Source organism: Pseudoxanthomonas mexicana (assembly GCF_014397415.1).
GTDB classification, from domain to species: domain Bacteria; phylum Pseudomonadota; class Gammaproteobacteria; order Xanthomonadales; family Xanthomonadaceae; genus Pseudoxanthomonas_A; species Pseudoxanthomonas_A mexicana.
On sequence record NZ_CP060731.1, the window covers coordinates 927,686 to 953,378 of the forward strand.

General features: G+C 69.0%; 19 protein-coding genes and 2 pseudogenes. 10 read left to right on the forward strand and 11 right to left on the reverse strand.

The window, feature by feature from the left end:
- Window positions 1-27: 27 nt before the first annotated feature.
- Complete coding sequence (locus IAE60_RS04210; protein WP_187573987.1) at window positions 28-438, reverse strand: hypothetical protein; 411 nt, start codon at window positions 436-438, stop codon at window positions 28-30.
- A 132-nt stretch (window positions 439-570) separates the two neighbouring features.
- Between IAE60_RS04210 and IAE60_RS04215 the strand changes: the two genes are divergently transcribed.
- Window positions 571-1,404 (forward strand): endonuclease/exonuclease/phosphatase family protein, encoded by an 834-nt coding sequence (locus IAE60_RS04215; RefSeq protein ID WP_187573988.1) that lies wholly within the window; start codon window positions 571-573, stop codon window positions 1,402-1,404.
- A gap of 394 nt (window positions 1,405-1,798) precedes the next feature.
- Here IAE60_RS04215 and IAE60_RS04220 read toward each other — a convergent pair whose 3' ends face one another.
- A complete protein-coding gene (locus tag IAE60_RS04220) occupies window positions 1,799-4,585 on the reverse strand; it encodes a M16 family metallopeptidase (RefSeq protein ID WP_187573989.1) in 2,787 nt (928 codons plus the stop codon).
- 82 nt (window positions 4,586-4,667) lie between these two features.
- On the opposite strand from IAE60_RS04220, the gene IAE60_RS04225 reads away from it, so the two are divergent.
- The 3 genes from IAE60_RS04225 (at window position 4,668) to IAE60_RS04235 (ending at window position 6,840) form a co-directional block, all read left to right on the forward strand.
- Window positions 4,668-5,396, forward strand: coding sequence for a pseudouridine synthase (locus tag IAE60_RS04225; RefSeq protein ID WP_187573990.1), 729 nt, complete (start codon window positions 4,668-4,670; stop codon window positions 5,394-5,396).
- A 99-nt stretch (window positions 5,397-5,495) separates the two neighbouring features.
- A complete protein-coding gene (locus tag IAE60_RS04230; protein WP_187573991.1) occupies window positions 5,496-6,275 on the forward strand; it encodes a cytochrome b/b6 domain-containing protein in 780 nt (259 codons plus the stop codon).
- On the forward strand, window positions 6,259-6,840 hold the full coding sequence (locus tag IAE60_RS04235) for a helix-turn-helix transcriptional regulator (protein WP_222937204.1): 582 nt from the start codon (window positions 6,259-6,261) through the stop codon (window positions 6,838-6,840). The genes IAE60_RS04230 and IAE60_RS04235 overlap by 17 nt, the downstream gene beginning before the upstream one ends.
- Here the strand turns inward: IAE60_RS04235 and IAE60_RS04240 are convergent.
- The 3 genes from IAE60_RS04240 to IAE60_RS04250 form a co-directional block, all read right to left on the reverse strand.
- Complete coding sequence (locus tag IAE60_RS04240) at window positions 6,809-7,201, reverse strand: MAPEG family protein (RefSeq protein ID WP_187573992.1); 393 nt, start codon at window positions 7,199-7,201, stop codon at window positions 6,809-6,811. The two genes, IAE60_RS04235 and IAE60_RS04240, sit on opposite strands and share 32 nt — an antisense overlap.
- Window positions 7,202-7,481: 280 nt before the next feature.
- Window positions 7,482-9,185 carry a M28 family metallopeptidase gene (locus IAE60_RS04245; protein WP_187573993.1) on the reverse strand — a complete coding sequence of 568 codons (1,704 nt, stop codon included), beginning with the start codon at window positions 9,183-9,185 and terminating at the stop codon, window positions 7,482-7,484.
- A gap of 85 nt (window positions 9,186-9,270) precedes the next feature.
- Window positions 9,271-9,930, reverse strand: coding sequence for a DUF4097 family beta strand repeat-containing protein (locus IAE60_RS04250; RefSeq protein WP_187573994.1), 660 nt, complete (start codon window positions 9,928-9,930; stop codon window positions 9,271-9,273).
- A gap of 154 nt (window positions 9,931-10,084) precedes the next feature.
- Between IAE60_RS04250 and gpmI the strand changes: the two genes are divergently transcribed.
- The 3 genes and pseudogenes from gpmI to IAE60_RS04265 all read left to right on the forward strand — a co-directional run.
- Window positions 10,085-11,611 (forward strand): 2,3-bisphosphoglycerate-independent phosphoglycerate mutase, encoded by a 1,527-nt coding sequence (gene gpmI, locus IAE60_RS04255; RefSeq protein WP_244966650.1) that lies wholly within the window; start codon window positions 10,085-10,087, stop codon window positions 11,609-11,611.
- Complete coding sequence (locus IAE60_RS04260; RefSeq protein WP_187573996.1) at window positions 11,611-12,870, forward strand: murein hydrolase activator EnvC family protein; 1,260 nt, start codon at window positions 11,611-11,613, stop codon at window positions 12,868-12,870. Before gpmI ends, IAE60_RS04260 begins: the two co-directional genes overlap by 1 nt.
- Before the next feature lie 116 nt (window positions 12,871-12,986).
- A pseudogene (locus tag IAE60_RS04265) lies at window positions 12,987-14,306 on the forward strand (S41 family peptidase); the annotation flags it as partial.
- A 31-nt stretch (window positions 14,307-14,337) separates the two neighbouring features.
- Here IAE60_RS04265 and IAE60_RS04270 read toward each other — a convergent pair.
- The 3 genes and pseudogenes from IAE60_RS04270 to IAE60_RS04280 form a co-directional block, all read right to left on the reverse strand.
- The gene (locus tag IAE60_RS04270) at window positions 14,338-15,603 is read right to left on the reverse strand and encodes a cation:proton antiporter (RefSeq protein ID WP_187573997.1); all 1,266 of its coding nucleotides are present in this window, start codon (window positions 15,601-15,603) and stop codon (window positions 14,338-14,340) included.
- 63 nt (window positions 15,604-15,666) lie between these two features.
- Window positions 15,667-15,987 (reverse strand): DUF1820 family protein, encoded by a 321-nt coding sequence (locus IAE60_RS04275; RefSeq protein ID WP_162108593.1) that lies wholly within the window; start codon window positions 15,985-15,987, stop codon window positions 15,667-15,669.
- Window positions 15,988-16,069: 82 nt separating this feature from the next.
- A pseudogene (locus IAE60_RS04280) lies at window positions 16,070-16,633 on the reverse strand (rhomboid family intramembrane serine protease); the annotation flags it as partial.
- A gap of 354 nt (window positions 16,634-16,987) precedes the next feature.
- Between IAE60_RS04280 and IAE60_RS04285 the strand changes: the two are divergent.
- Complete coding sequence (locus IAE60_RS04285) at window positions 16,988-18,370, forward strand: OmpP1/FadL family transporter (RefSeq protein WP_185894798.1); 1,383 nt, start codon at window positions 16,988-16,990, stop codon at window positions 18,368-18,370.
- A gap of 61 nt (window positions 18,371-18,431) precedes the next feature.
- Here IAE60_RS04285 and IAE60_RS04290 read toward each other — a convergent pair whose 3' ends face one another.
- From IAE60_RS04290 to putA, 3 genes are all read right to left on the reverse strand, one after another.
- The gene (locus IAE60_RS04290) at window positions 18,432-19,385 is read right to left on the reverse strand and encodes an SMP-30/gluconolactonase/LRE family protein (protein ID WP_244966651.1); all 954 of its coding nucleotides are present in this window, start codon (window positions 19,383-19,385) and stop codon (window positions 18,432-18,434) included.
- Window positions 19,386-19,399: 14 nt separating this feature from the next.
- Entirely contained in the window at window positions 19,400-20,560 is a 1,161-nt protein-coding gene (locus IAE60_RS04295) for a GGDEF domain-containing protein (protein ID WP_187573998.1), read from the reverse strand.
- A gap of 243 nt (window positions 20,561-20,803) precedes the next feature.
- On the reverse strand, window positions 20,804-24,019 hold the full coding sequence (gene putA, locus IAE60_RS04300) for a bifunctional proline dehydrogenase/L-glutamate gamma-semialdehyde dehydrogenase PutA (protein ID WP_187573999.1): 3,216 nt from the start codon (window positions 24,017-24,019) through the stop codon (window positions 20,804-20,806).
- Between the two features lie 262 nt (window positions 24,020-24,281).
- Between putA and IAE60_RS04305 the strand changes: the two genes are divergently transcribed.
- Together IAE60_RS04305 and coxB are read left to right on the forward strand one after the other, a co-directional pair.
- Complete coding sequence (locus tag IAE60_RS04305; RefSeq protein ID WP_187574659.1) at window positions 24,282-24,758, forward strand: DUF2244 domain-containing protein; 477 nt, start codon at window positions 24,282-24,284, stop codon at window positions 24,756-24,758.
- An 18-nt stretch (window positions 24,759-24,776) separates the two neighbouring features.
- A complete protein-coding gene (gene coxB, locus IAE60_RS04310; RefSeq protein WP_187574000.1) occupies window positions 24,777-25,691 on the forward strand; it encodes a cytochrome c oxidase subunit II in 915 nt (304 codons plus the stop codon).
- Window positions 25,692-25,693: the final 2 nt, after the last annotated feature.

Genomic DNA, 25,693 nt, shown 5'->3' on the forward strand with positions numbered 1-25,693 from the left:
GCTCCCAGGACGGGCTCCCGTCGCCGCTCAGCGCGGCGACGCCGGCTGCGCTCCGGTATCGGCGCCGGGCGCGCACTGCGGCAGCGGCAACGGACCATACACCTTGAACGTACCGGCGAAGCCGCCCTGCTCGACCACGTAGACCGCGCGTGCAGCGGTGTCGACATGCAGGAACTGCTGGTAGCCGTCGGCGATCATGCCGGTGTCGGACAGCGGGGTTCCCATCGTGTGATGCAGCCCCGCGGGCGGCGATGCCATCACCGGCCACGCCTGCTGTACGCCGTACGGGCCGACAAAGGGTTTGAGGCGGCGCGCCGCACAGGCGGTTACCGGATCCGCAGGTGCCTGCGTGCCCGTGTCGAGGGTGAGGGTCACGGGGGGAGGCGGCTGGCCGGACGCGGCGGTGGCCAGAACGAAGATCAGGGTGTTTGCGAGCATCGAGTTTCCTTCTTCCGACGGGCGCATCTTGCACGAGCCAACGCCAGCGGTGGACGCAGGCCGTCCCCGCGTTCGCTCGCGGTTCAAGCGGTGCCTGCGCGACAATGGCGGCCCGCCATCGTGGAATCGCTCATGAGCCGTTGGAGTCTGGTGCTGGCAGGCCTGCTGGGCCTCGCGTCGATGCAGGCACGTGCCACCGATCCGCTTTCGGTGATGAGCTTCAACATCCGCCTGCCCGCGGAGAGCGACGGCGTGGATTACTGGGAGACGCGCAAACCACTCGCCGTGCGCATGCTGCGCGAGCAGCAGCCCGACGTGATCGGCCTGCAGGAACTGGTGAAGGCGCAGGCCGACTACCTCGCACGCGAACTGCCGCAGTACGCCTGGTTCGGCCGCGGGCGCGAGGCCGATGGCGGCGGCGAACACATGGGCGTGTTCTACCGGAAGGATCGGCTGAAGGTCATCGAGTCCGGCGACTTCTGGTTGTCGGACACGCCCGACGTGGCGGGCAGCATCACCTGGGGCCACCCCCATCCCCGCATGGTGACGTGGGCACTGTTCGAACAGCGCAGCGACGGCAGGCGCTTCTACCTGTTCAACACCCACCTGCCATACCGCGACGAGGATGAAGCCGCGCGCCTGAAGGGCGCGCAGGCCATCGCGCGCCACCTGGCGACGCTGCCGGACGATGTGCCGGTGGTGCTGACCGGCGATTTCAACACCACGCCCGACAGCGACGCGCATGCGGTGCTCGCCGGCACATTGCAGGATGCCTGGACCACCGCGCCGCGCGTGGAGGGCATCGACGCCACCTTCCATGGATTCACCGGCAAGGCCGACCGGCGCATCGACTGGATCTTCGTCCGCGGCGCGCAGCTGGAGTCGATCACCTCGGTGACTACGCGCTGGAACCATCGGTACCCGTCCGACCACTTCCCGCTGGTGGTGACACTGCGGTTGCCGTAAGCCTCGCGAGCGAAGCTCCATGTGAGAAAGAGGGCGCTCCGAGCTCCATCGATGGCTTTCCGAGCCTCGCGGATGGAGCTCAATGTGAGAGAGATGGGGCTCCAAGCTCGCTCGATGGCTTTCCGAGCCTCGCGGGTGGAGCTTAATGTGAGAGAGATGGCGCTCCGAGCTCCATCGATGGCTTTCCGAGCCTCGCGGATGGAGCTCAATGTGAGAGAGAGGGTGCTCCGAGCCCCATCGATCACGCCCCGAGCCCCATCGATGGCCCGCGGCCCCTCGCGTGCTTCATGTGACGCCTATCGGGCGCCGGACCCTGTCTGGGCAGAAGGCCACGACGCGGGCCTGTAAACAAGAACGGCCCCTTGCGGGGCCGTTCCGTGTCACGTCGTGCGGTCTACTTCGTCGGCGCCGCGGTAGCCGCTGCTCCGGCCTTCCCTGCGAAGTCGCCCGCCAGGAACACGCTCAGCGCGTCCGGCTTGAAGTACGTGCGGATCGCGGCGTTCACCTGGTCCACCGTCAGCGCGGCGTACTTCGCGTCCAGCTCGGCGGTGAACTGCATGGTGCGCCCGTAGAACAGCTGGTCGGCCAGCATGCCGGCGACGGTGCCGTCCTCGGCGCGCGCCTGCTGGCGCTCGGTCAGCGTGCCGGCCACGGCGTCCTTCAACTCCTCGGCGGTGATGCCGTCCTTGACCAGCCTGGCCAGCTCCTCGCGCACCAGCGCCTCGACCTTCGCCATGTTCTCCGGCGCGGCGATGGCCTGGATGCTGAAGCTGCCGGCATCGTCCTTGCCGGTCAGGCTGTCGTCGGCGCGCACGCCGCTGGAGACGCCATAGCTGAGGCCTTCCTGCTGACGGATGCGATCGCCCAGGCGCGACTTCAACGCGCCGCCACCGAAGATGCGGTTGGCCACCACCAGCGCGGGATAATCGGCGTCGGTGACCTTCAGCGGCAGGTTGTGGCGGGCCAGCAGGACGGCATTGGGCTTGTCCGGGGTTTCGAAACGGGCCTGCTTCGCCGCCACATCGGTGTACTGCGTGGGGATGGAGGCGAACGGCTTGCCGCTCTTCCAGCCGGCGAACAGCTGTTCCAGCTGCGCGCGCACGGCGGCGGCATCGAAGTCGCCGACGATGGCGATCTCGCCGTGGGCAGTGCCGTAGACGTCGCGATGGAACGCGCGCACGTCCTCCAGTTTCAGTGCCTTCAGTTCGGCCAGCGATTCGTCCAGCGTGCGGTTGCGCAGCGGATGGCCGGCCGGCCACGGATCGAAGTACTGCGCCAGGGCGCGGCCGGCGATGGCGCCGGGCTCGAAGCGCGAGGCCTCCATGCCGGTGATGGCCTGCGTGCGCAGCTGCTCGAATTCGCTCTCAGGGAACGCCGGGTTGCGCAGCACGTCGGCCGCCAGCGCCAACGCGTCGGCCAGGTGCTCGCGCCGCGTCTGCAGGCCGATGGTGGCGCCCTGCAGGCCGCCACCCACGCTGCCCTGGGTCTTCAGCTGCTCCAGGCGCTGGTCGATCTGCTCGCGCGTCATGGTCTTGCTGCCGCGCATCAGCATGGCGCCGGCGATGCCGGCGGCGCCTTCGCGGCCCTTCAGCGCGGCTTCGTCGGCGAAGCGGAAATTCGCATCGACGATGACGGTGCCGCCGCGGGTCTTCTTCGGCAGCAGCGAGACCTTCAGGCCGTCGCCAAGGGTGAAGGTCTGGGTGCGCGCATCGATGTTCGCCGGCGAGGGGTCGAACACTTCGCCCGCACTGACCGCCGCGCGTCCGGTATAGCCATCGACCAGCGTGGCCACCGGCGGTGCGGCGGGGATCTCCACGCGGTCCGGCGCGGGCGTCGGTACGAAGCGGCCCAGCGTGCGGTTGCTGGACTTCAGGTAGGCGGCGGCGACGCGGTTGACGTCGGCGACGGTGACCTTCTCCACCGCATCGCGGCTGGTGAACAGCAGGCGCCAGTCGCCGGCGGACTGGAACTCCGCCAGGCCCATGCCCACGGCATTGACGTCGGTGAAGTACAGCTCGTATGCGTTGCCGATGCGCTGCTTGGCTTCGTCCACTTCCTGCTGGGTGATCGGGCGCGCGGCGAGTTGCTCGACCTGCGTCAGCAGTTCGGCCTCGGCCTTGGCGGCATCGCCGTCGTTGGGTACCACCGCGATGGCGGTCAGCAGGCCCGGGTCGCGCATGGACTCGCCATTGGCACCGGCGGCCGCGGCCAGCTTGGCTTCCACCAGCGCCTTGTGCAGGCGCCCGCCGGGCGTGTGGCCCAGCACGTTGGCCAGGACGCTGAGCGGCGCGTTGTCGGGGTGCGCCAGCGCGGGGGTGTGGTAGGCGGCCGCGACCAGGCGCAGGTTGCCGACGCGGCGCACGGTGACCTCACGCTCGCCGTCCTGGGCGGGTTCGGTGGTGTAGAAGCGCGGCAGTGCGCGCGCGGGCTTCTTCAGCGGGCCGAAGTGGCGCGCCACGCGGGCGAGCACGTCGGCGCTGTCGATACGGCCGGCAATCACCAGGGTGGCGTTGTCCGGCTGGTACCACTGGCGGTAGAACGCCTGCAGCTTGTCGATCGGTACGCCTTCCACATCACTGCGCGCACCGATGGTGGTGTTGCCGTAGTTGTGCCACAGGAAGGCGGTGGAGCGGATGCGCTGGAACAGCACGCCGGCGGGATTGTTCTCGCCGGCTTCCAGTTCGTTGCGTACCACGGTCATCTCGCTGTCCAGGTCCTTCCTGGCCACGTTCGAGTTGACCATGCGGTCGGCTTCCATCTTCAGCACCCACTCCAGGGTGTCGGCGTTGGCCGGGAAGGAGGCGAAGTAGTTGGTGCGGTCCAGGCCGGTGGTGGCGTTGAAGTCGATGCCGCGCTTCTTCATTTCGCCGCTGATGTCCGACTGCGTGGGCGTGCCCTTGAACAGCAGGTGCTCCAGCAGGTGGGCCATGCCGGTCTCGCCGTAGTTCTCGTGCATCGAACCCACGCCGTAGACCAGGTTGACGGTCACGGTGGGCTTGGTGGCGTCGGGGAACAGCAGCACGCGCAGGCCGTTGGGCAGCGTGTACTCGCTGATGCCTTCGATGCTGGGGCCGGCGGCGACGCCCCTGGGCAGCGTGGCGGGGGCATCGGCCCAGGCCGGCTGGCCCAGGGCGAGCGTCACGGCCAGGCCGAGTGCGACAATGAAACGGGGTGACTTCATCCTCAATTCTCCATCGGGGCCGCGTGCGTCCATCGCGTGCGGCGAACCCCGAGTTTCGCAGATTCGAAAGGCGCGCAGATTCATGGATTACCGTGAGACGAAGACGGACGACGGCGCATTGCCCGTGCTGTATGCGGATGCGCAGATCGCGGTGGTCGACAAGCCCGCGGGCGTGATGGCGCACGACAGCAAGCTGGCGGGCGGCGAGACCGACTTCGTCGCCGACCGCCTGCGTGTGCAGTTCGGCAAGCCCGTTTTCCTTATCCATCGGCTGGACCGCGCCACCAGTGGCTGCCTGCTGGTGGCGTTCGACCGCGACAGTGCGTCGGCGCTGGGCAAGGTGTTCATGTCGCGCGCCGTGGAGAAGGACTACTTGGCCCTCTGCCGGGGCTGGCCGGAACCGGCGTTCACCGTCGACCATCCGCTCGATGGCGGCCCGGGCAAGCCGGAGAAGAAGCCGTCGGTGACGCGCTTCGTGCGTCTGGCGACGGGCGAGCTGCCGCTGCCGTCGGGGGGGTTCGAGACTTCGCGCTATGCGCTGCTGCGCTGCCAGCCGGAGACCGGACGCTTCCGCCAGATCCGCCGGCACCTGAAGCACGCCTTCCATCACCTGATCGGCGACACCAGCCACGGTGATGGGCGGCACAACCGCCACTTCCGCATGCAGGGCGTGCACCGCATGCTGCTGCACGCGGTGCGGTTGTCGTTCCCGCACCCGGCCACCGGCGAAAGGATCGAGGCGGTGGCGCCGCTGGATGCGGAGTTCCGCAAGGCCTTCGCTCTGTTCGGCTGGGAAGAGGATCTGCGCTGATCCGGTAACGCCTTGATGCGGAAGGGATGCGGCATTTGTCCGATGACGCCGCGGCATGCCGGCGCGAAGGTGGGCACCCTTCCCCTGGAGCGCGTCGCCATGTCCTCTCCCCGCATCTACGACCTGCCCACGCGGGTCTTCCACTGGACCTTCGCCGGCCTGTTCGTCGCCGCGTACACCATCGGCAGTACGGTCGACGACGCGTCGCCACGGTTCGTGCTGCACATGCTGGCCGGCGGCCTGCTGGCGGCGGCGGTGCTGCTGCGCCTGGTGTGGGGGGTGGCGGGAACGCGTCACGCCCGGCTGTCGGATTTCAGCCTGAGCCCTGCCGCGCTGGTGGGCTACCTGCGTGGCGTGCTGTCCGGCCAGGCGCGGACGTGGGCGGGACACAACCCCGCCTCCAGCTGGGCGGCGCTGGTGATGATGGGGCTGGGCCTGGGCATGGCGGCCACCGGACTGGCGATGGTCGCGGGCGTGGCGCCGCACGCGGTCGAGGAGGTGCACGAGGTGCTCGCCAACGCCTTGCTGGCCGTGGCGCTGCTGCACGTGGCCGGCGTGCTGGTGCATGTACTGCGACACCGCGACGCGCTTCCGTTGAGCATGGTGACCGGGCGCAAGCGCGGCATTCCCGCCGGAGAGACCGACGTGCGCCCGCACGCGGGGGTGGCGATGGCGTTCGTCGCGGTGCTGGTGGCGGTGGGCGCAGGCGTTGCGAGTCGCTACGATGCCAGCCGTGGCCAGGTCACGCTCTTCGGCCAGACGCTGATGCTCCGCGAGGCGGACGAGGGGTCCGGGGAACGGAGTGGGGCCGACGATGAGCAGGCCGAACATGAAGCGCATGCGCGCGAGGAGCGGGCCGAGGATGTCCCCCACGGTTGAGCGTCGTCCCCTGCAGGGCAGCGAACGTGGCGTCATCGCGGGCGTCCTGCTGCTGATCGCGCTGCTGGTGGTGATGGATGTCGTGGGCGACCTAGGGCAGGGCGCTTCCGCCTGGCACGTGGCGCTGGAAATCCTGGCGGCCGGGTTGGCCCTGCTGGGCGCCGTGCACCTGCTGCGCAGCACGCTGCGCCTGCGCCGCCGTCTGGTCCGGCAGGCGGAAGACCTCAGCCGGGTGCGTGCGCAGGCCGAGGCCTGGCGGCAGCAGGCGCGACGTCATGTCGAAGGGCTGTCGCGCTCGATCGACGCGCAGCTGGATGGATGGCGTCTGTCGCCTGCCGAGAAGGAGGTCGCCTTCCTGCTGCTGAAGGGCCTGGGGCTGCGTGAGATCGCGGATCTGCGCGGCACCCACGAGAAGACGGTGCGCGCGCAGTCCGCGTCGATCTATGCCAAGGCCGGGCTGGCCGGACGGTCCGAGCTGGCCGCCTTCTTCCTGGAAGACCTCTTGGTGCCGCGCGCCGACCTTGATCCAGGGGTCACGCGACCCGCAGCGCCGCCAGCACCATGAGCCCCACGGCGCACAGCATGCCGACCAGCCACGAGAGGCTCCGCAGCGAGTGCTTGTCGGTGAGGTAAAACACGCCATGAAGCACGCGCGCGACGACGAAACCGATAGCCAGCGGCGTGATGGTGTCCGCCGGCACGCCGGCCAGCTGCGCCATCAGCACGCCGGCCACGAACGCCGGGAACGCCTCGAAACCGTTGAGGTGCGCCGCATTGGCGCGCTGCACCTTGTAGTTGCCTTCCTGCTTGGCCATCCACGCCCGCGGATTGCGGTTGTTGTAGCGATCGCCCGAGCGCTTGGCGATGAAGACCCACAGGTACGGCAGCAGCGCGGTGACCAGGATGCACCAGTAAGCGATCGACATGACGTTTCCCTCCGAGGATGGCGCAGGGTAGTGCGGGGAGTCGGTTGGCGTCCATGCTTGCATCTTCCCCCGACGCCGGAGGAGGCATGCGAGGGGGCGCAATGGATGGAGTACCGGAGGCGGGATTGTCGTGGGAGCGACGTAAGTCGCGATGGGCGATTTGTGGTGCTTCATCGCGACTTACGTCGCTCCCACGGTGTGCGTTCGAGGGTCGGTCGCAGGACCAGAAACAGAAAACGGCGCCTTTCGGCGCCGTTTTCATATCGCATCGGAACGCGGCTTACTGCTTGGCCGGCTCCGCCTTCATCATCGTGTCGCGCGCGGCCTTGAAGGGGTTGCCTTCGTACCAGTTCGGCCACTTGTCTTCGACGGCCAGGTCCTTGCCGACGCCGTACAGCGCCTGCAGGTCCTGCACCACGCCGTCCAGCTTCCAGCCCTCGTGCATTTCGTCGCTGGCCTGGTGGTAGCGCTTGGCGTACTCCTCGCTCGCCGCCTTGCCGGCTTCCACGCCGCCTTCCAGCAGGTCGTTGCCGCCCTTGGCATACAGCGCCGGCACGCCGGCCTTGGCGAAGTTGAAGTGGTCGCTGCGGAAGTAGTAACCGCCGGCCGGGTTGCCTTCCTCGGTGAGTACGCGGCCCTGCTGGTCCGCGTAGACCTTCAGCATGTCCTCCAGCTCCGAATTGCCCTTGCCGGTGACGACGAAGTCGCGCGACTTGCCGCCCACGCTCATCGCGTCCAGGTTGATGACGCCGGCGATCTTGTCCATCGGGAAGGTCGGGTGGGCGACGTAGTACTTGGAGCCGAGCAGCCCCGATTCCTCCAGCGTCACCGCCACGAACACCACCGAACGCGCAGGCTTCGGATCCTGGTGGGCGAAGGCTTCGGCGATCTCCAGGATGCCGGCCACGCCGGTCGCGTTGTCGACGGCGCCGTTATAGATGTTGTCGCCTTCCTCACCCTCGTGCTTGCCCAGGTGGTCCCAGTGCGCCATGTACAGCACGGCTTCGTCGGGCTTGGTGGCGCCCGGCAGCACGCCGATCACATTGCGCGAGGTCTTCTCGGTGATGCTGCTCTTCAGCGACACCGTCGCCTTGGCCTTCAGCGGCACCGGCTTGAAGCCGCGCTTGCCCGCACTGGCGTAGGCGGCGTCCAGGTCGAGCCCGGCGTCGGCGAACAGCTGCCTGGCCGCTTCCGCGCTCAGCCAGCCCTGCAGCGGGATGCGCTTCTCCGGATCGTCCTTCGCGGGCAGGTCGTACTGCGGGCCGGCCCAGGAGTTCTTCACCACGTCCCAGCCATAGCTGGCGCCGGCGGTGTCGTGCACGATCAGCGCGGCGGCGGCGCCCTTGCGCGCGGCTTCTTCGAACTTGTACGTCCAGCGGCCGTAGTAGGTCATGCGGTTGCCGCCGAACAGTGCTCCGTCCTTGGCGTGGAAACCGGGGTCGTTGACGAACATCACCACCGTCTTGCCGGTCCAGTCCTGGCCGGCGTAGTCGTTCCACTGCTGTTCCGGCGCGTCCACGCCGTAGCCGACGAACACCATGTCGCTGGCGTCCAGCTTCACCTCGGTCTGACCGGTGCGGGTGCCGATGACGTAGTCGGTGCCGAACTTCAGCGCGTGGTCGCCCTTGGCCGTGGCCAGGGTCATCGTGGTGGCGGCTTCGTCCGCGGTGGTTTCCACCATCGGCACGTCCTGGAAATAGCTGCCGTTGTTGCCCGGCTGCAGGCCGATGCGCTTCATCTGCGCTTCGAGGTAGGCGGTGGTCTTCTCCTCGCCCACGGAGCCCGGCGCGCGGCCCTCGAATTCATCGGACGACAGCGCCTTCACCATGTCGGCGAAGTCGGCCTCGGTGATGTCGGCGGTGAAGGTGTGCGCCGCGGCGGGCGGCGTGGCGGCTTCGGGCGCGGCGGCGGGCGCCTCGGGTTCGCGCTTGCACGCGGCCAATGCGGCCGTGGCGGCAAGCACCAGCATCAACTTGCGGGACATCGATCGGGATTCCTCAACGAAAGGAATCCCGATTCTAGCCATAACCGGCGGGCCGGACCTGTGCCGGCCCCGCCGGTGCGCGGATTCACTCGGTCGGCGCGGTGTCGGTGCTGAACGGCTTGGCGGTGGCGCCGGTTACCGCGCCGATCCTGGCGCTGGTGTGCACGTACAGCGTGACGGGGCGCTCGAACACCAGCGGGCCTTCGACGACGGCGTTCGGTCCGATGATGATGCGCGGATCGCGCCGGGGCTTCATGCTCCATCCACGCGGCTTCTCCACCTTGATGCCGCCCTTCACGTGCGAGCCGATGCCCACGGTGATGTCGCCGTTGACCGTTTCGATGCCGCCGGCCAGTTGGGTACCGACCAGGCCGATGGCGCCGTTGACGGTGTCGACGTTGCCGCCGATGGTCGTGCCGCGGTCGGTGAAGATGCTGCCGTTGACGGTTTCCACATCCTTGCGCACCTGCACGTCCTTGCCGATGCGGATCGCGCCGTTGACGGTCTCCAGGGAGGCGGCCTGGGCCTTGTCGCCCACGGTGATGCTGCCGTTGACGGTGCTGGCGTCCTCGACAGTGGCGCCGGCGGCGATGCTGACGCTGCCGTTGACGGTTTCCAGGTCGCCATAGGCCTGGCCGGCGTCGGCGGAAACGCTGCCGTTCACCTTGGAAACATCCTGCTGGGCCAGGGCGGGCGTGGTGGCCAGGGCCAGGGTCAGCAGCAGTGCGGTACGGGTACGGGTCATGGGGTTGCCTCTCGGGTGGTCTCGTATCGGTCTGATGCGGCGGCGTGCCCGAGGGTTTAAACACGCCGCATCGGCCTGCATGGGAGCACGCTTCGCTACAATCGGCACCTGCCTGAAGTCACCGGAATCCGCCGTGTCCGCATCCCCCGCGTCCGTGAAACGTCCCAAGCCTGTCGTGCTGCTGATCCTGGATGGCTGGGGCCACCGTGAGGATCCCACCGACAACGCGCTCGCGCAGGCGGAGCTCCCGAACTGGCGGCGCCTGCTGGCCACCGCGCCGCACACGCTGATCCACACCGAGGGCCGCCATGTCGGCCTGCCGGACGGACAGATGGGCAATTCCGAAGTGGGCCACATGAACCTGGGCGCAGGCCGCATCGTCTACCAGGACCTGACCCGCATCGACGCCGCCATCGAGGATGGCAGCTTCTTCGCCAACGCCGAACTGGTGGCCGCGTGCGACGCTGCCAAGGCCGACGGCAAGACCCTGCACGTGTTCGGCCTGCTCTCGCCGGGCGGCGTGCACAGCCATGAGCAGCACATCTTCGCGATGCTGGAGCTGGCCAAGCGCCAGGGCGTGCCGCGCGTGGCGGTACACGCCTTCCTCGATGGCCGCGACACGCCGCCGAAGTCGGCCGAACCCAGCCTGCGTGCGCTGCAGGCGCTGTGCGCGAAGCTCGGCAACGCGCACATCGCCTCGGTCAGTGGCCGCTACTACGCGATGGACCGCGACAAGCGCTGGGACCGCGTGCGCCTGGCGTGGGATGCGATGGTCGAAGCCAGCAGCGACCACCACGCACCCAGCGGCGTCGCCGCGCTGGAAGCGGCGTACGCCCGCGGCGAGAACGACGAATTCGTGCTGCCGACCGTCATCGACGGCGCGCAGCCCATGGCCGATGGCGATGCGGTGGTGTTCATGAATTTCCGCGCCGACCGCGCGCGCCAGCTGACGGCGGCGTTCGTGTCGCCGGCGTTCGACGGATTCGACGCGCGCGTGCCGGCGCTGGCGCGTTTCGTCTGCCTGACCGAATACGACGCGAAGTTGCCGGCGCCGGTGGCGTTCGCGCCGGACGACCTGCGGCATACCTTCGGCGAATTGCTGGCCGAGGCCGGCCTGACCCAGCTGCGCATCGCCGAGACGGAGAAGTACGCGCACGTGACGTTCTTCTTCAGCGGCGGGCGCGAGGATGTGTTCGCCGGCGAGGAGCGCATCCTGATTCCCAGCCCGAAGGTTGCCACCTACGACCTGCAGCCGGAAATGAGCTGCCCCGAACTGACCGAGAAGCTGGTGGCCGCGATCCATTCGGGCCGCTTCGATGCGATCGTCTGCAACATCGCCAATCCCGACATGGTCGGCCACAGCGGCGACCTGCAGGCCGCGATCCTGGCAGCGCAGGCGGTGGACAAGGCGATCGGCGAAGTCGACGCCGCGGTGCGCGCCGCCGGTGGCGCGATGATCATCACCGCCGACCACGGCAACCTGGAAATGATGCGCGACCCGGAGACCGGACAGCCGCACACCGCCCATACCGTGGGTCCGGTGCCGCTGGTTTACGTCGGCGAGCGCGCAGCGACGCTGCGCAGCGGTGGCGCGCTGCGCGATGTCGCGCCGACCCTGCTCGACCTGCTCGGCCTGCCGCAACCGGCCGACATGACCGGCCGCAGCCTGATCGTCGCCTGATGCCGCATCGCCTGCGCGCCACCTGCGTCGCGGTCCTGCTGGCCGGCGTGTCGTTCGTCGCCGCCGCGCCGGCGCAGACCTCGCGCGAGGCCGAGCAGAAGCTGCAGCGCGTGCGCAGCGAACTGAAATCGATCGCGCAGGAACGCCGCAAGCTGGAAGGCGAACGCGGCGCGGCATCCCGCCAGCTGCGCGAGGCCGACGAGAAGGTCGGCCGCACGTCGCGGTCGCTGGCCGAGACGGAGGCCGCCATGCGCCGCGAAGCCGCGGCGCTGGCCGAGTTGCAGCAGCGGCGCGACACGCTGCAGGCGCAGCGTCAGCGGCAGCGCGCGCAACTGGGCGCGCTGGTGCGTGCGGCCTACCAGCAGGGCGGCGACGCACCGCTGAAGGTACTGCTGTCGCAGGACCGCGTGGCCGATGCGAACCGCCTGCTGGCCTACCATCGCTACGTGCAACGCGACCAGGCGCGCCGTATCGACGCGCTGTCCACCGATCTGGCGGCGCTCGAGCAAGTGGAACAGGAGATCGTCGCCCGGCGCGCCCAACTCGAGGCCGCGCGCGCGCAGCAGCGCGACGCGGTCATGCAGCTGGAAAAGGACCGCAAGACGCGCGCGAGCCTGGTCGCCGACCTGGATGAGCGCTACCAGGACCGCGCGGCCAAGGAAAAGGCCCTGGGCCAGGACGCCCGTTCGCTGGAACGCCTGCTCGCCAACCTGCGCGCCGCCGCCGCGCGTGCCGAAGCCGAACGCCGGGCCGCCGCGCGCCGCGCTGCGGCCGAAGCCGCCGCGGCGAAGAAGCGCGAGAACGCCGCGGGTACCGGTCGGTCCACGCGCGACAGCGCGCCTGCGCGACCCGTCGTTGCATCGGCGCCGCCCTTGAAGGTGGGCGGCCTGGGCTGGCCGGTCTCGGGCAGCCTGCTGGCCCGTTACGGCGGCCGCATGCCCGATGGCCGCACCAGCACCGGCGTGTTGATCGGCGCAGCGGCGGGCACGCCGGTGACGGCGGTGGCGGACGGCACCGTCGTCTTCTCCGAATGGATGACCGGCTACGGCCTGATCCTCATCCTCGACCACGGCAACGGCTACATGAGCCTGTACGCTCACAACGACAGCCTGCTCAAGGACAGCGGCGACCGGGTCAAGCGTGGCGATGCAGTGGCCCGCGTGGGCACCTCGGGCGGACAGGGCCAGGCGGCGCTGTACTTCGAACTGCGGCGCAATGGCCAACCCGTGGACCCGTCCTCGTGGCTGCAGCGGCGATGAACGGTGCGGCGGCGCATAACCGGGCTTGAACATCCGCGTCGCACGGCTTCACGCATAATCCGGGGGAACTCCCGCACCGTGCGCGGAGTCCATCCAGGCCCCACCCGGAGTTCCGCATGCTGCAGCGTCTTCCCCTGGCCCTCCTGACTGTCGCGCTGCTCGCGGCCATGCCCGCGCGGGCGCAGCAGGCGCCGCAGGAATCGCCGCCGGTGGTGGCGCCCAGCGACGACCCCGATGCCGCCGAGAATGCGCCGTCGAAGGTGCCGCTGGAAGAGATCCGCCGCTACGTCGCCGTATTCAATGCGGTGAAGGAAGCGTACGTGGAGCCGGTGGAGGACAAGCAGCTGATGCAGTCCGCGATCCGCGGGCTGCTGCTGGACCTGGATCCGCACAGCACCTACTTCGACAAGGCGGATTCGGAGGCGTTCGACGAGCAGGCCAACGGTGCCTACGAAGGCATCGGCGTGGAACTGCAGCAGGAGCCGGACCGCAGCCTGCGCGTGGTCGCGCCCATCGACGACACGCCCGCCGCCCGCGCCGGCATCCGGTCCGGCGACCTCATCACCGCCATCGACGGCAAGCCCATCAGTGCCGAAGACGGCATGGAGCCGCTGCGTGGCGCACCCGGCAGCAAGATCGTGCTGACCATCGTGCGCGAGGGCACGCCCAAGCCGTTCGACGTCACCCTGGTGCGCGACACCATCCGCGTGACCAGCGTGCGCGGCCGCCTGCTGGAGCCGGGCTACGGCTACGTGCGCATCAGCGCGTTCCAGACCGACACCGCCGCCGATTTCCAGAAGCAGCTTGAGCGCCTGCAGGAAGGCGGTGCCCTGCGCGGGCTGGTGCTGGACCTGCGCAGCAACCCGGGTGGGCTGCTGCTGGCCGCCGTGCAGGTGGCCGACGACCTGCTGGACAAGGGCACCATCGTCAGCACGCGCGGGCGCCTGCCGATCAGCGATTCCAAGTTCGATGCCACACCGGGCGACCGCCTGAACGGCGCGCCGGTGGTGGTGCTGGTCGACGCTGGCTCGGCCAGCGCCTCGGAAGTGCTGGCCGGCGCGCTGCGCGACAACGGCCGGGCGCGCGTGGTCGGCAGCCGCACCTTCGGCAAGGGCTCCGTGCAGACGGTGCTGCCCTTGGACAACGGCGATTCGGTCAAGCTGACGACGGCCCGCTATTACACGCCCAGCGGCAAGTCGATCCAGGCCAGCGGCATCGTCCCCGACGTGGTGGTCAAACCGGAAGACGGAACGCCCGATGCCATCGTCGGCCAGGACGGCCAGCTCTATGTCACCGAGGCCACCCTGCCGGGTCACCTGCGCGGCGATGAAGAAGGCCTGGCGGGCTACACGCCCGGCGATGTGCTGGACGGCGAAGCGCCGGTGAATGCCGCATTGGCGGAGCTGAAGAAACTCGCCGTCACCGCGCGCGCCAGACCGACCGCCGTCCCGCGCTGATTCCCGCGGCTCATGCCGGCGGGCCGTCCGTCGCCGGCAAGGCGGTCGCGGGACAGTCGCGCATGATCCGGTTGAACAGCGGCGTGGCCATCAGCGTGGTCAGGATCGCCATGATCACCAGGATGGTGAAGAGGCCGGGCTTGATGAGACCCGCCTGCAGGCCGATGTTGATGATGATCAGCTCCATCAGGCCGCGCGCGTTCATCAGCGCGCCGATGGCTTTCGCGTCGCGCGGCGATTCGCCGGACAGCCGTGCCGCCGCCCAGCACGCGATCGCCTTTCCGCCGAACGAGGCCAGCAGGATGACGATCGCCGGCATCAGGATGGCGGGATCGAGCAGCACGGAGAGCTGGGTCTTCAAGCCGGAGTAGGTGAAGAACAGCGGCAGCAGGACCACCACGACCACGCCCTGCAGGCGCTCGCGCAGGCGTTCGGTCAGCGCGCCACGCGGCAGGCAGACACCGAGGATGAAGCCGCCGAACACCGCGTGGATGCCGATGGCGTCCATCGCCCACGCGCACAGGAAGAACGTCGCCATCACCCACGCGAACACCGGCGTCGGCAACGGTCCTTCGGCGGGCACCTGCGCGCCCAGCGGCGCGAGCAGCCGGCGCCCGGCCAGCAGCATGAAGGCGAGGTAGGCGATGCCGCCGCCGATCGCCAGCCATGCCTGTTCCCAACTGCCGCCGAAGCTGGCCAGCACGATCGCCAGGATGCACCAGGCGGCCGCGTCGTCCATCGCGCCGGCGGTGAGCGCCAGCGTGCCCAGTGGCGTTCCGGCCAGGCCGCGTTCCTGGATGATCCGCGCCAGCATCGGGAACGCGGTGATCGCGATCGCCGCGCCGAGGAAGAGCGCGACTTCGAGGAAGCGCGCGTTGTCTGCGAACAGGCCCGGCACGTGCTGCAGCCACGGCGCCAAGGCGAAGGCGAGCACGAAGGGCACCGCGATGCCGGCCCACGACACCGCCATCGCACTGCGATAGCGCGAGCGGATGTGCGCCGCCTGGAATTCCGTACCGACCAGGAACATGTACATGCCCACGCCCACCTGCCCGCCCACGTAGAGCATGTCGAGCGTGGCCTTCGGGAACAGCGCCGCCTGCGTGTCGGGAAGCACGGCGCCGAACAGCGACGGCCCCAACAGCACGCCGGCGATCATCTCGCCCACGACCTGCGGCTGTCCGATGCGCTGGGCGAGCTTCCCGACCAGACGGCACGCCAGGATGATCAGGCCCGCCTGCAGGAAGAAGTAGACCGAAAGCTGTGAGGTGGACATCGTGCGCCCCGTGCGTGGAGCGCCATCATAGGGCCGGCGGGGCCGCCCCGTACCTGCGTCGGGTCAGCGCGGCTTGGCCGGCATGGGGAACGGCGTCACCACCTTCTCGCCGGTGGCGGCATCGCGGATCGCGGACTGGCCTTTCCGTTCCACTTCTTCCACCCGGATGATGCTCTGCATGGGCAGGTGCAGCACCTTGGTGTTGCCGAACTCATCGCGCAGGCGCTCTTCGGTGGGGTCCACCACCAGCCCTTCGTGCACATCGAACACCAGTTCGGCGACTTCCGTGAACCCCCACAGGCCGCTGGCCGCGACCTTGCGCGCGTACACCTCGTAGACCTTGGTGTGGTTGTGGAAGGTGACCTTGTAGAGCGTGTTCTTCATGCAGGGATTATAGGAGCGAGCGAGGAGTAGTGAGGAGTGAGTGGAAACCGCAGCGGCCGTCGCGCTCCCCTCACTCCTGCCTTCAGTATCCCTGTCGCTTGCGCATCCGGCGGGCGATAGCGGCGCGCACGAACAGCGCGAACACCACGCCGAACAGGAAGCCGGCGATGTGCGCCCACCAGGCCACCGCGCCGAAGGCCGGGCCGGTATAGGCGAACACCACCTGCAGCAGCGCCCAGATGCCGATCAGCAGCGAAGCCGGAGCCTTCACGAACTCCAGGAACAGTCCCAGGGGCAGCACGACGCCCAGCTTGGCCGTCGGGAACAGGGCCAGGTAGGCGCCGATGACGGCGGAAATGGCGCCGCTGGCGCCGATGATGACGCGGTCCGGCGTGCCGATGCTCAGCACCGCCGCGACATTGGCCACTGCGCCGCCCACCAGGAACAGCAGCAGGAACCGCCACGGCCCCATGGCCCGCTCCGCGGGCAGGCCGAAGATCAGCAGGAACACCAGGTTGCCCAGCAGGTGCGCCCAGTCCGCGTGCAGGAACAGCGCCGTGAACAGCCGCAGCACGGTGCCGCGCTGCAGCGAGGCCAGCCAGACTTCGGGCGCCACCATGCCGCCGGTCAGCGCGCCCCATTGGGTCAGCAGGTGGGCCTTGGCCGCTTCCTCCAGGGTCAACGCCCAGCAGAACGTCGCCGACAGCAGCACCAGCAGCGCCGGCGTGGCCCAGCGGACGGGGGGTTTCCGGCGGGAAGGCAGGGAAACGAACATGGCGCCGAACTGTACCGGGTCGCCGCCGCACTGCCCATGGTGCGGCGCAACGAAACTGAATAGGGGCAATGACTTACAGCCGATTGTTAGTGTTTGGTTAGCAGGTATACTGCATACGGCGTCGTATGTCGGGAGGGGCTTCCGGCAGGTCGGAAAGGTGGATTACACACCGCGGCCGTGGACGACGCAGACGAACTTTTACCCACGTCTCCGGAGAGATCACTGATGGAATTCACCAAGAACCTGGCCCGCGTTTCCGCGCTGGCCCTCGGCATTGCAGGCGTGCTGGCCTACGGCGACGTGCATGCCGCCGCCTTCCAGCTGAAGGAAAACAGCGTCAAGGCCCAGGGCCGCGCGATGGCCGGTGCGGCCTCCGCCAAGGGCGACGCTTCGGTCGTGGTCAACAACCCGGCCGTCATGTCGACCTTCACCGAGCGCACGCTGCAGGCCGACGTCACCGCGATCGACCTGTCCTACACCTTCTCCGGTAACGGCACCGCCGCCACCGGCACGCCGTTCCAGCAGCCGCTGACCGGCGGCAACGGCGGCGACGCCGGTGACGTGGCCGCCGTGCCGGCCGCGTCCTTCATCCTGCCGCTGAGCGGCGACTTCGAGTACCTGACGCTGGGCGCGATGATCAGCGCGCCGTTCGGCCTGAAGACCGAGTACGACGCCGGCTGGAAGGGTCGCTACCACGCGCTGGAATCGGACGTGAAGATCATCGACCTGACCCTGGCCGCATCGCTCGAGCTGAGCGACAGCTTCTCGATCGGCGCCGGCCTGGTCTACGAGCACGCGGACGTGACCCTGTCGCAGGCCGTCGACTTCGGCACCGTCATCTGCGGCCAGAACCCCGCCGCCTGCCTGACGCCCGGCTCGCCCTACGGCCCGCAGCGCAACGATGGCCTGGCGTACGTCAACGGCACCGACAACGGCTGGGGCTGGATCGTCGGCGTGAACTGGCGCCCGAGCGAGAAGTGGTCGCTGGGCTACTCGCACCGCTCCGAAATCGATCATGAGCTGGAAGGCGACGGCGACTTCACCGTGCCGCCGGCCGTCCGCACCGCGTTCGATGCCAATCCGCTGACCCGTCCGCTGTTCCTGGATGGCGGCGCGCTGGCCAAGCTCACCACGCCGGCCGTGGACACCTTCAGCGCCACCTACTACGCCACGGACCGCTTCACCGTGATGGCCGAAGCCAGCCGCACGGACTGGACCTCGCTGCAGGAAATCCGCATCGAGTTCGACAACCCCGGCCAGCCGGATTCGGCCGAGGAGTACAACTGGGCCGAGAACTGGTTCTACTCGATCGGCGGCGAATACAAGTTCAGCGACGCGTTCACCTTCCGCGCCGGCGTGGCCCGCGACGACTCCCCGGTGAGCCGTCCGTACCGCACCCCGCGCCTGCCCGACCAGGACCGCATGTGGTACTCGCTGGGCCTGACCTGGGCGCTGTCGGAGCACTTCGAGATCAACGCCAGCTACGTCAAGATCGACATCGTCGATACGCCGGAAGTGGACCTGACCACCAGCACCCGTGCGCGCCTGGTCGGCGAGTTCGACGGCGGCGCCGATCTGTACGGCGTGTCGATGCAGTACCGGTTCTGATCGCTTCGCGCATCAGCCCGACGAAAAACCCCGCTTCGGCGGGGTTTTTCTTTTCATGGCGTCAGTATGGCAGGCCGGCAACGTCCAGCTCGATCGACCACAGGCTCGCCGCGCCGGTGAGGAACAGCGTGCGCCGGTCTTCGCCACCGAAGGCGGCATTGGTGATGTTGGCATCCACGCCGATGGTGGCCAGCACATCACCCGCCGGCGAGAACACGCGCACGCGCCGTTCGCCGTGTTCGGTCACGTAGAGGTTGCCCAGGCAGTCCACCGCCAGGCCGTCGCCGCCCGAGATGCGGGCCAAGTCGCGACCGGCACCCGGGATACCATCGATCACCGGATAGGCGCGCAGCACATCGCCGTCGCCGGTGCCGCCAGCCACATACAGCATGTCGCCCTCCGGCGACAGCGCGATGCCATTGGGATTGCGCAGCGTGTCGTCCACCACGGTGGTCGCGCCGTCGCGATGGCGGTACACGCGGGTCAGCGGTTGGCCGCCCGGCGCCGCCTTGCGCTGGTAGTCCGGATCGGTGAAGAACAGCGTGCCGTCGGCGGCCATCACCAGGTCGTTCGGCGAATTGAACGGCGCACCCTCGTACGTGGAAACGAGCGCCGTCCGCGTGCCGTCGTTCAGAGCGATGCGCGCCACCTGCTTGCGGTCGTGGGTGGCGGCGATGAGGTGGCCCTCGGTATCCAGCGCCAGACCATTGCTACCGCTGTCCTCGACCGCGGTTTCCCAGCGATCAGGCGGCGTGAAGCGGCGGATGCGCGAAGGGAAGCGTCCGCTGTGCACGAAATCCGACAGGTACAGCGCGCCGTCCTTCCACACGGCGCCTTCATAGAGGCGGTCCTGGTCGTCGTCGACGGTCGCGGCGGCGATGCGTGTCGCGGTCAGTTCGCCCGACGGTGCATGGCCGGGATCGGCGGGGCACACCGAACGGTACGCGGATGCCTGGGCGAGGGGCGCGGCACCGCACAGGAGCAACGCAAGGGCAAGACGATGGCGACGCGGCACGGCGGTCCTCGGGGTCAGGCGGGGTGCCAGCGTACCTCGATCCGGTTGCGGCCCTTGTGCTTGGCGGCATACAGGGCTTCGTCGGCCAGGCGCACCAGGGTGTCGTAGGGCGCATGGCGGTCGGCGGTGAACGACATGCCCAGGCTCACGGTGACGCGGAAGCCGGTGCCGATCGGCGCGAATTCCAGTGCCATCACCTGCTGGCGGATGCGCTCGGCCAGTGCCTGCGCGGCATCGGCCTGGGTGTCGCGCAGCACCAGCATGAACTCCTCGCCGCCCAGCCGCGCGAACAGGTCGTCGCTGCGGATGCACCCGCGGACCACGTCCGAGAACCGCTGCAGCACCAGATCGCCGGCCTCGTGCCCATGGTCGTCGTTGACCGTCTTGAAGTGGTCCAGGTCCAGCGCGATGACCGCCAGCCCGTGTTCGGCCGCGCGCCACGCGCCTTGCGACTGCAGCTCGTTGTCCAGGCCGCGGCGGTTCAGCGCGCCGGTCAGCGGATCGAAGAGCGCGCCGCGCCGCAGGGGTTCGGCGGCACGGAAGCTGGCGAGCATCAGCATGCAGAAGTTGAGCAGGTACCAGATCGAGAGATCCAGGTTCACCCAGATCGGATTGGGCCCGTACGTTCCGGTCAATGCCGCCAGCAGGTCGCTGCCGTACAGCCACAGCAGCACCAGGCAGCCGCCGATCATCAGGCGCGCAGGGACATGGTCGGGCGCCCGCCGAAGCACCAGCAGGTGGCCGATCATCACGACCAGCACGATCACTTCGGTGGCGCTCATCGCCGCGCCCTGCGCATCCACCGTGCCGCGCAGCACCCAGCCGACCAGCGAGAACGTGATGCACACCGGCAGCAGCGCGCGTTCCCACCGCGAGAGCGCACGCTGCTGCACGAACTGGATGATCGACCAGGCCAGTCCCACCAGGCCCGCACAGGCCAGCAGTCCGCCCAGGCCCGCGGTCCAGTGCGCGAGGCTGTCGTCGCCCGCGCGCGCCAGTTCCTGCGCGGTGCCGTCCAGCATGGCCGCACCCAGCGAATACAGGAAGTGCGCGACGCCCCACGTGGCGATGCCGCGCACGCCGCGCGACACGCGGCCGACATACAGGAACAGCGCCAGCAGCACGGCCGCCAGCGCACAGTCGGTCAGCAGCAGATTGTAGAAATCGGTGGTCATGCCCGGGGCCTTGATGGCCGTGTATCTCCCTGTGGTCGCTCCAACGCGGAAAGTGCCGTGATCCGGCAGCGTGCCGCCGCGGATGCTGCGCTGTGCGGCGTGAAGGGTCAGCGATGGCGCTGCGCATGCGCAGCATCACCTCTCCGCGCCGATGGATTCAGTGCGGTTGGTCATGGACGGTACAAAAGAAAAGCCCCGCCGGAGCGGGGCTCGAAGATCGCCGACGGCCGTATCGCGTGCGGCTCAGTCGCCCAGCGTCAGCAGCGACGCATTGCCGCCAGCGGCCGTGGTGTTGACGGTGACGGTCTTCTCGGTGGCGAAGCGCGGCAGGTAGTGCGGGCCGCCGGCCTTGGGGCCGGTGCCGGACAGGCCCTGGCCGCCGAACGGCTGCACGCCGACCACGGCGCCGATCTGGTTGCGGTTGACGTAGACGTTGCCCACCTTCACCCGCGCCGCGATGCGGTCGATGGTTTCGTCGATGCGCGAGTGCACGCCCAGGGTCAGGCCGTAGCCGGTGGCGTTGATCTGGTCGATCACCGCATCCAGCTGGTCGGCCTTCCAGCGCACCACGTGCAGGGCCGGTCCGAAGATCTCCCTGTGCAACTGGTCCAGCGAGGTCAGTTCCCATGCGCGTGGCGCGAAGAACGTCCCGTGCGCGGTGTCCTCGCCGGCATTGGCCTGCTTGATCAGGCGCGCTTCCTTGGCCATGCGCGCGGCGTGGTCTTCGAGGATCTTCAGCGCATCGGCATCGATCACCGGGCCGACGTCGGTCGACAGCAGGCCCGGATCGCCGATCTTCAGTTCGTCCATCGCACCGGCGAGCATCGTCATGACCTTGTCGGCGATGTCGTCCTGCACGAACAGCACGCGCGCCGCCGAGCAGCGCTGGCCCGCGGAGGTGAAGGCCGAGCCCATCGCGTCCTTGACCAGCTGTTCCGGCAGTGCGGAGGAGTCGGCGATGAAGGCGTTCTGGCCGCCGGTTTCGGCGATCAGCGTGGCGATCGGGCCGCTCTCGCGGCCGGCGAGCGCACGGTTGATCGCGCGCGCGGTGTCGGTGGAGCCGGTGAACGCCACGCCGGCCACGCGCGGATCCTGGGTCAGCGCGGCGCCGACGGTGGCGCCGTCGCCGGGCAGGAACTGCAGCACCACTTCGGGAACCCCGGCCTCGTGCAGCAGCTTCACCGCGGCATGGCCAATCAGGTTGGTCTGCTCGGCCGGCTTGGCGATCACGCTGTTGCCGGCGGCGAGCGCGGCGCTGACCTGGCCCAGGAAGATCGCCAGCGGGAAGTTCCACGGGCTGATGCAGACGAACACGCCACGGCCCTGCAGCTGCAGCTGGTTGGACTCGCCGGTCGGGCCGGGCAGCTGTTCCGGTGCACCGAACTGCGCGCGCGCCTGCGCGGCGTAGTAGCGCAGGAAGTCCACCGCTTCGCGCACTTCGGCCACGCTGTCGGGGATGGTTTTGCCGGCTTCCTTCACGCACAGCGCGATGTAGTCGGCCATCCGCTGTTCCAGCAGGTGGGCGGCATGCTCGAGGATCGCCGCGCGGCTGGCGGCGGGCGTGCGGTCCCAGGCCGGCTGCGCGGTCACCGCGTTCGCCAGCGCCTTCTCGACGGTGCCGCTGTCGGCGGGCTGCCACTCGCCGACGGTCTGACGGCGGTCGGCCGGATTGGTCACCGGCAACGGCGTGCTGGATACGACGGCGCCCGGCACCAGCGGCGCGGCGCGCCATGGCTTGACGGCGGCGTTGACGCGCTCGGCCAGCGCGCGCAGGTCGTTGTCGTTGGCGAGGTTGGCGCCCATGGAGTTGTCCCTGTCTGAATTCTGGATGGGAGCCGGCTGGCTCCGGAAAAGGTCGACCGGCAGCGGGATGCGCGGATGCGGGATGGCGTCGAATGCCGACACCGTCTGCACCGGGTCGCGCACCAGGTCTTCGATGGCGACGTTCTCGTCGGTGATGCGGTTGACGAAGCTGCTGTTGGCGCCGTTCTCAAGCAGGCGGCGCACCAGGTACGGCAGCAGGTCCTCGTGCGAACCGACCGGCGCATAGACACGGCACGGGATGTCCTGTCGATGCTTCGGCACCACTTCGGCATACAGGTCGTCGCCCATGCCGTGCAGCTTCTGGTGCTCGTATGGCCGGCCCTGCGCGATGGAGCGGATCGCCGCGATCGTCTGTGCGTTGTGGGTGGCGAACATCGGGTACAGCGCATCGCCCTGGTCGAGCATGCGGCGTGCGTTGGCCAGGTACGACACGTCGGTGTTCGGCTTGCGCGTGAACACCGGGTAGCCCGGGTGGCCGTCGATCTGCGCGCGCTTGATCTCGGCGTCCCAGTACGCGCCCTTCACCAGGCGCACCGGCATGCGGCGGCCGACGCGGCGGGCCAGGTCGGCCAGGAAATCGATCACGTACGGCGTGCGCTTCTGGTAGGCCTGCACGGCCAGGCCGTAGCCTTCCCAGCCGTCGAGCGACGCGTCGGAGAAGGTGGCCTCGATCAGGTCCAGCGACAGCTCAAGCCGGTCGGCCTCCTCGGCATCGATGGTGAAGCCGATCCCGTACGACTTGGCCAGCTGCGCCAGCTCCAGGATGGCAGGGGCCAGTTCCTTCATAACGCGGGCGCGCTTGGCATGCTCGTAGCGCGGGTGCAGCGCGGACAGCTTGACCGAGATGCTGGGGGCGGCGAACACATCCGCGAACGGCCCGGTACGGCCGATCGCATGGATCGCCTGGCGGTAGGCTTCCAGATACCGGGCGGCGTCCTTCGTGGTCAGCGCGCCCTCGCCCAGCATGTCGAAGGAGTAACGGTAGTCGGCGTTCCCGCCCTTGCGGCTGCGCGCCAACGCCTCGTCGATGGTCCGGCCCATGACGAATTGGTGCCCCATGATGCGCATGGCCTGGCGCACGGCCAGCCGGATCACCGGTTCGCCCACGCGGCCGACCAGACGCTTGAACGCGCCCGGCACGTCGGCGCGGGTCAGGTCGTTCAGGTTGACCAGCTTGCCGGTCAGCATCAGGCCCCAGGTGGAGGCGTTGACCAGCACCGAGTCGCTCTGGCCCAGGTGCTTTTCCCAATCCGCATCGCCCAGCTTGTCGCGGATCAGCTTGTCGGCCGTGTCCTGGTCGGGGATGCGCAGCAGGGCCTCGGCCACGCACATCAGCAGCACGCCCTCCTCGCTGCCCAGGTCGTACTGGCGCATGAAGGCCTCGATGGCGCCCTGGTCCTGGGCGCGGGCGCGGACCCGCTTCACCAGGTCCACGGCCAGTTTCTGGGCCTGGGCCTGCTCGGCGGCGGGCAGGCGGGCCTGTTCCAGCAGTTCCCGCACGTGTTCGGTCTCGTCGCGCAGCCAGGCGGCCGTGATGGCGGCGCGCAGCGGCGACGGCGGTGCGGGGAGTTCGGGGGCGATGATGCCGTCCGCGGGCGGGGCGGCGGGCGACGGCGAGGGAGAGGGGCTCGACATGACGGCGGGGCAGTCCAAAGGCAGTCCATTAGTTTAGGGCCGCAAGGTCGGCCCGGATATGCCCGTCGCCCGCCCTCTGCCGGGGGCCCCGGGCGCGCTTGTCCGTGCGGTGATGACCGTCGCGGAATGCCTCCGGAACGCCACGCCAGCGCGGGCACGACGGGCCGGCGCGCCTTGTCCAGGATCAATGCAACTTGCCGCAAAGTGTGGCCGGGGCTACCATTTGGCGGTTTTCCGCAGCCCGGATCGTGTGGCGGACGACATGATCGAAGTGGTGCCGTCAACGTGGGACGGACACGGTGCGCGGCTCAGGCTGCGGCCACCGAGGGCGCTTTCGCGCCGCCAGTTCATCCTGTTGTTCGCCGTGCTGTCGGGCGCGATGTGGATCGTCGCCATGCTGGGCTGGTGGGGAGGCAACGCCTTCGCGCCGGCTTTTGCATTGCTCCATTCGGCCATCCTCGCCCTGGCGCTGCGCGCGCTGTGGCGCGGCGGCGAACGGGGCGAGGAGATCCGCATCGGTCCCGAGGCGGTGGAGGTGACCACCTCCCGGTCCGGGGCGGTGTTCCGGGCGCATCCCTACTGGGTGCGGCTGTGCATCGAGCGGGGAGGCGAACGGGTTTCGCTGGCTTCCAGCGGCAGGCAGGTCCAGGTGGGCGATTTCCTGGGTCCGGCCGAACGCCGGGAGTTGGCGGACACGCTGCAGGATCTACTGGCGGCCGCGAGCGGCCGCAACCGATGACGCATTGGGGTCTAGGCAATGACGCAAGTGAATGGGATGTGGAAGCGGTTGGTGACGGCGTGCATGCTGCTGGCGATGCCGGCGCTGGCATGGGCGCAGTCGGCGGACCCGAAGCCGTGGCAGCTGAACATGGGCAAGGGCGTCACCGCCTCGTCCCAGCACGCCTACGACGCGCACATGGTGGCGCTGATCGTCTGCATCGTGATCGGCCTGATCGTGTTCGGCGCGATGGGCTATGCGATGTTCAAGTTCCGCAAGTCCAAGGGCGCGGTCCCGGCGCAGTTCAGCCACAACACCACCGCCGAGATCATCTGGACCGTCATCCCGGTGCTGATCCTGGTGGTGATGGCCTGGCCGGCCACCGCCAAGCTGATCGCCATGTACGACACCCGCGATGCCGAGATGACCGTGAAGGTCACCGGCTACCAGTGGATGTGGAAGTACGACTACCTGGGTGAGGACGTGTCCTTCACCAGCCGCCTGGACCGCGAATCCGACCGCATCCGCCAGAGCGGCGAGCAGCCCGACCTGGCCAAGAACCCGCACTACCTGCTGGATGTCGACAATCCGCTGGTGCTGCCCACCAACACCAAGATCCGCTTCGTCATCACCGCCGACGACGTGATCCATGCATGGTGGGTGCCGGCGCTGGGCTGGAAGCAGGACGCCATCCCGGGCATCGTCAACGAGGCCTGGACCGACATCAAGGAGCCGGGCATCTACCGTGGCCAGTGCGCCGAGCTGTGCGGCAAGGACCATGGCTTCATGCCGATCGTCGTGAAGGCCGTGCCGAAGGCCGAGTTCGAGCAGTGGTTGGCCTCGAAGAAGCCCGCCCCGGCCGCCGAACCCGCACCGGCCGCGCCGGCCGACGCCGCGCCGGCCACCGACGCCGCCCCCATCGCCGAGACCCCCGCGCCGTCGGCGCAGGGCTGATC

Coding starts and splice junctions, on each gene's coding strand:
- IAE60_RS04210 (WP_187573987.1), bottom strand. CDS start 438: ATGCTCGCAAACACCCTGATCTTCGTTCTGGCCACCGCCGCGTCCGGC.
- IAE60_RS04215 (WP_187573988.1), top strand. CDS start 571: ATGAGCCGTTGGAGTCTGGTGCTGGCAGGCCTGCTGGGCCTCGCGTCG.
- IAE60_RS04220 (WP_187573989.1), bottom strand. CDS start 4,585: ATGAAGTCACCCCGTTTCATTGTCGCACTCGGCCTGGCCGTGACGCTC.
- IAE60_RS04225 (WP_187573990.1), top strand. CDS start 4,668: ATGGATTACCGTGAGACGAAGACGGACGACGGCGCATTGCCCGTGCTG.
- IAE60_RS04230 (WP_187573991.1), top strand. CDS start 5,496: ATGTCCTCTCCCCGCATCTACGACCTGCCCACGCGGGTCTTCCACTGG.
- IAE60_RS04235 (WP_222937204.1), top strand. CDS start 6,259: ATGTCCCCCACGGTTGAGCGTCGTCCCCTGCAGGGCAGCGAACGTGGC.
- IAE60_RS04240 (WP_187573992.1), bottom strand. CDS start 7,201: ATGTCGATCGCTTACTGGTGCATCCTGGTCACCGCGCTGCTGCCGTAC.
- IAE60_RS04245 (WP_187573993.1), bottom strand. CDS start 9,185: ATGTCCCGCAAGTTGATGCTGGTGCTTGCCGCCACGGCCGCATTGGCC.
- IAE60_RS04250 (WP_187573994.1), bottom strand. CDS start 9,930: ATGACCCGTACCCGTACCGCACTGCTGCTGACCCTGGCCCTGGCCACC.
- IAE60_RS04260 (WP_187573996.1), top strand. CDS start 11,611: ATGCCGCATCGCCTGCGCGCCACCTGCGTCGCGGTCCTGCTGGCCGGC.
- IAE60_RS04270 (WP_187573997.1), bottom strand. CDS start 15,603: ATGTCCACCTCACAGCTTTCGGTCTACTTCTTCCTGCAGGCGGGCCTG.
- IAE60_RS04275 (WP_162108593.1), bottom strand. CDS start 15,987: ATGAAGAACACGCTCTACAAGGTCACCTTCCACAACCACACCAAGGTC.
- IAE60_RS04285 (WP_185894798.1), top strand. CDS start 16,988: ATGGAATTCACCAAGAACCTGGCCCGCGTTTCCGCGCTGGCCCTCGGC.
- IAE60_RS04295 (WP_187573998.1), bottom strand. CDS start 20,560: ATGACCACCGATTTCTACAATCTGCTGCTGACCGACTGTGCGCTGGCG.
- putA (WP_187573999.1), bottom strand. CDS start 24,019: ATGTCGAGCCCCTCTCCCTCGCCGTCGCCCGCCGCCCCGCCCGCGGAC.
- IAE60_RS04305 (WP_187574659.1), top strand. CDS start 24,282: ATGATCGAAGTGGTGCCGTCAACGTGGGACGGACACGGTGCGCGGCTC.
- coxB (WP_187574000.1), top strand. CDS start 24,777: ATGACGCAAGTGAATGGGATGTGGAAGCGGTTGGTGACGGCGTGCATG.